This window comes from Elstera cyanobacteriorum, from assembly GCF_002251735.1.
Taxonomy (GTDB): Bacteria; Pseudomonadota; Alphaproteobacteria; order Elsterales; family Elsteraceae; genus Elstera; species Elstera cyanobacteriorum.
In genome coordinates, this window is the sequence record NZ_NOXS01000004.1 from 1 (window position 1) to 3,852 (window position 3,852).

3 protein-coding genes and 1 pseudogene are annotated in these 3,852 nt (G+C 59.4%); 3 read left to right on the top strand and 1 reads right to left on the bottom strand.

Annotated elements, in window-relative coordinates:
- The 3 genes and pseudogenes from CHR90_RS00050 to CHR90_RS00060 form a co-directional block, all read left to right on the top strand.
- Nucleotides 1-1,472, top strand: a pseudogene (locus tag CHR90_RS00050) (hypothetical protein); the annotation flags it as partial.
- Nucleotides 1,473-1,721: 249 nt separating this feature from the next.
- Entirely contained in the window at nucleotides 1,722-2,057 is a 336-nt protein-coding gene (locus CHR90_RS00055) for a helix-turn-helix transcriptional regulator (protein ID WP_094406476.1), read from the top strand.
- Nucleotides 2,047-3,345, top strand: a complete 1,299-nt coding sequence (locus CHR90_RS00060; protein ID WP_094406478.1) for a type II toxin-antitoxin system HipA family toxin — start codon at nucleotides 2,047-2,049, stop codon at nucleotides 3,343-3,345. The genes CHR90_RS00055 and CHR90_RS00060 overlap by 11 nt, the downstream gene beginning before the upstream one ends.
- A 146-nt stretch (nucleotides 3,346-3,491) precedes the next feature.
- Here CHR90_RS00060 and CHR90_RS00065 read toward each other — a convergent pair.
- On the bottom strand, nucleotides 3,492-3,852 hold a 361-nt coding region (locus CHR90_RS00065; RefSeq protein WP_141210820.1), incomplete at its 5' end, for a type II toxin-antitoxin system YhaV family toxin.

Genomic DNA, 3,852 nt, shown 5'->3' on the forward strand with positions numbered 1-3,852 from the left:
CAACTTCATCCTCCGGAATGATAATTGCCCCGGCAAATCCCTATCAAGGGAGCTTTATCTGGCAGTGGTATCCCCCAAGTTACGCTAATGGCCTTTCCGCCGATCTTCAGTTTAAGGTTTCTGATCAAGGTGGTTTGTCGGCAACAACAACGGTCCATATCACGACCCTATGGCAAACACCGATTGTTCTGGATGTCAGTGGGCAGGGCCTCAGCTTGCTCAACTCAGCGGAGTCGGGGGTTAGTACATCCATTTTCGATCAAACAGCGACTGGTACCACCGGCTGGATCGGGGCGGGGAATGCCTTCCTGGCGCTCGATGACGATGGTGATGGGGCGATCTCGGCGAAAGATATCGTCTTCACCGACGATGCCCCCGGCGCCGAAACAGATATGGAGGCTGTGCAACAGGCCTACGATAGCAGCGGTTCCGGGTCGCTTGATCAAGCCGATACCCGCTTCAATGACTTCCGGGTCTGGCAGGACCGCAACCAGGATGGTATCGCCGATCAGGGCGAGGTTCAGACCCTCGCCGACGCCGGGATTGCCAGTATCGGCCTCACGGGTGCCCGGGACGATCAGACGGTGAATGGCAATATTGTCCATCGTACGACCGAGTTCACCCGCACCGACGGCAGCACCGGCACCGCCGCCGATGTCTCGCTGGGCACGATAGTGGTGACGACCAGTATCGAGGTGACGCCGAACCCGGTTAGCACGTCCACAGTGTTGTATAGCATTCCCAACGCCATCCCGGTCACGGCAGCGGGAGGCACGACACAGCAGGTTACCGTGACGTCAGTCGTAGCGCAGACGGTTGCCGGTACCGGGGGGGCGGGTGGAGCTGCGGTTACGAACACGAGCGTGGCCGCGGTCCCGGCGGACGCTGCCGCTGCGGCTGGGGTTGTGGCGAGTACAGAAGCGGCCGTTACCGCTGTGTCGACGGCGGTTACCACGACGCAAGCGGCGGTGATGGTTCTTCCGACGTCTGCCGGGGCAGATGCCTCGGCACCGGCGACCGGGACGGTCACTCAAACCATACCCGAGGCGACCGTCGCGACGACCACCCCGTCAACCGAGACCAGCGTTTCAGCCATTCCGACCGCCGAGACGGCATCGGGGACCGAGAGTGTGACGATGGTCGTGCCCGAAACCACCGCGACCACCACGCCGGCGACCTCCGAAGATGCGTCGGTTGGCGTAACATCTACGGCAGAGACAACCGTGGTGGCGGCCCCGGCAGCGCCGGCGGCACTGACGGAAACGTCAGCCCCGGTGTCAACGGCCGCGGTCGATCTGGCGGCGTCGATTGCCAATCAAGCGGATCTGCTCCGGCAAGCGATGGCCGCCTTCGACCCAGCGCCGTCGGTGGCTGCGGCGGCTAGTGCGACTGATCTGCTCACACCAGCCGCCACCCTCGCGGCGAACCCGATCAGCGCGGGCGATCAGGGCGACGGTAAACTCGCTGCTTAGAATGGGGACGGAGGAAGGCTTGGCCTTCCTCCGTCTACCTTGGCCCACTTAGGGCGCTCGGGTCCGAGAGATAGGGGTTCCTGCGGGCGTGACTATGTCGCATAACCCTTATTGTGACCGATATAACCGTCGTGAATGCATTTTGTGAAGCCTACGGCGGTCATTCATTGAAAATTCTTGGAATATGTTCTATATGGCTCGTATACGAGGCATGAAGTGGTTTCATGACCGACATAAAAGACAATATTGATGGCTTCGACCATTCGAACCTATTCGCGCACAACACTGGAGGCACTCGTCCTCATGGGCAGACAGATCAAGCTTGCCCGTAAACAGCGCAAGATGTCCGAAGCCGATCTTGCCGAGCGCATCGGCATTGCCCGCAGCACCTTGCAGATGATCGAGAAAGGAAGCCCCAAAGCTGAAATCGGCCTAGTGTTCGAGGCAGCTCATCTGGTTGGCGTGCCACTGTTTGTCAGTGAGCCAACAGCCCTTGCAGTTGAGATTGCCCGCGTCGGAGACAAGCTCGCGCTGCTGCCGCAGTCTATCCGCCGCCCGCGCACGGAGGTAAAAGATGACTTCTGAGCGCAAAGCAGGTGACCGGCCAACGTCAAGACCGCGGCCGCGCGAGGCCTATGTCTGGATCTGGTTGCCCGGAAGCACGAAACCTGTCGTCGCCGGACGTCTTGCCCGCGAAGGCGATCTTCACGTCTTCAACTATGGCCGCTCCTATCTGGAACGTTACAACGCCATCCCGATCTATCTACCGGAATTACCGTTGCAGCGCGGCGGGCTTGTTCCGCAGGCACCGCTCGACATGGCCGGTGCCTTGCGCGATGGATCGCCCGATGCCTGGGGACGGAGGGTCATCATCAACCGGCTGACGGGGCTCAAGGGTGTTAGCGCGGGCGAGGTCGAATTCGATGAGTTGACCTATATGTTAAATTCCGGCTCTGACCGCATCGGCGCTTTGGATTTTCAGGCATCGCCGGATCGCTATGAGCCTCGAGAAGCAGAAAATGCAACGCTCGAAGAATTGCTGGACGCGGCCGAGCGCGTCGACCGTGGCGAGCCTATTCCGCCTGCGCTCGATAAGGCGCTATTTCATGGCAGTTCCATCGGCGGAGCACGCCCGAAGGCATTGATTGCCGATGGTGAAGACAAGTTCATTGCCAAATTTTCGGCGACGAACGACACCTATGCCATCGTCAAGGCTGAATATGTGGCGATGCGGCTGGCCGATGTGGCGGCCGGGCTTAACGTCGCCCCCGTCAGGCTGGTCAAGGCCAGCGGTAAGGATGTGTTGCTGGTCAAGCGTTTTGATCGCACGCGCACGGAAGAAGGATGGACGCGGCGCGCGATGGTCTCGGCGCTAACGATGTTTGGCCTGTCCGAAATGCAGGCACGATACGCCAGCTATCGCGACCTCGCGGAGATCATCCGAACCCGCTTCACCCAACCGAAGAAAACCCTGCGCGAGCTGTTCGGCCGGATGGTGTTCAATGTGCTGTCAGGAAACACTGACGACCATGCCCGCAATCACGCAGCCTTCTGGGACGGCGCGTCGCTCTCGCTAACCCCCGCCTATGACATCTGCCCGCAGCCGCGTACCGGTCGCGAAGCAAATCAGGCAATGTTGATAGGGGGGGAGGACCGCCGCAGCCGACTGGAGACCTGCCGTGCCGAGGCTTCTGCTTTTTTGTTGAGTGACGACGATGCACGGCTGATCATTGATGCACAGATCGGTGGTATTACGGACTCGTGGGGCGAAGTTTGCGATGAGGCGCAACTCAGCACGGTTGATCGGGCATTTCTTTGGGAACGGCAGTTTTTGAATAAATTTGCCTTTGATGGATGGGCCGGTAGGTCGTAGCCGAACCTCCGCTGCGCCTGACCCAGCCTGGTCGTTAAGTTGCGGCGCAGGAACTGATGGATGGGCCTCCAATGAGTTGGCCAGTCGCAGGCGTGCCTGTGTCGCATAATGAATGTTATGTGAGATTTTAGGAAAATTGTTTGTATCTAACCCGGCCAATCCGGCTGGCTTGCAGAAACCAGCGCCGCCCAATCGGTCGGTGGATTGCCGTTCGCCAGCATACGCTCAAAGACCGCATAGGGGTCGGATTTACTGCCTGCTGATCGCAACGTCTGCGTATCATTGACCCAGGCATAAACAATGATCTTGGCCTTCGAATCATACCGGAAAAACAGCCGGAAGCGCTGTCCGATCTTCGCGCGCCGCCAATGCCGATGGTCCGGCCCAAGCGTATTACCTTGGCGGAACTCTTCCCGGCCAGGATCGCTTGGGATCACCTCTAAGATTAATCGGCTAAGCGCCCTAAAAAGTTTGACGTTGGCATTGCTCTCGGCTGTCAACGGATCA

Coding starts and splice junctions, on each gene's coding strand:
- CHR90_RS00055 (WP_094406476.1), top strand. CDS start 1,722: ATGGCTTCGACCATTCGAACCTATTCGCGCACAACACTGGAGGCACTC.
- CHR90_RS00060 (WP_094406478.1), top strand. CDS start 2,047: ATGACTTCTGAGCGCAAAGCAGGTGACCGGCCAACGTCAAGACCGCGG.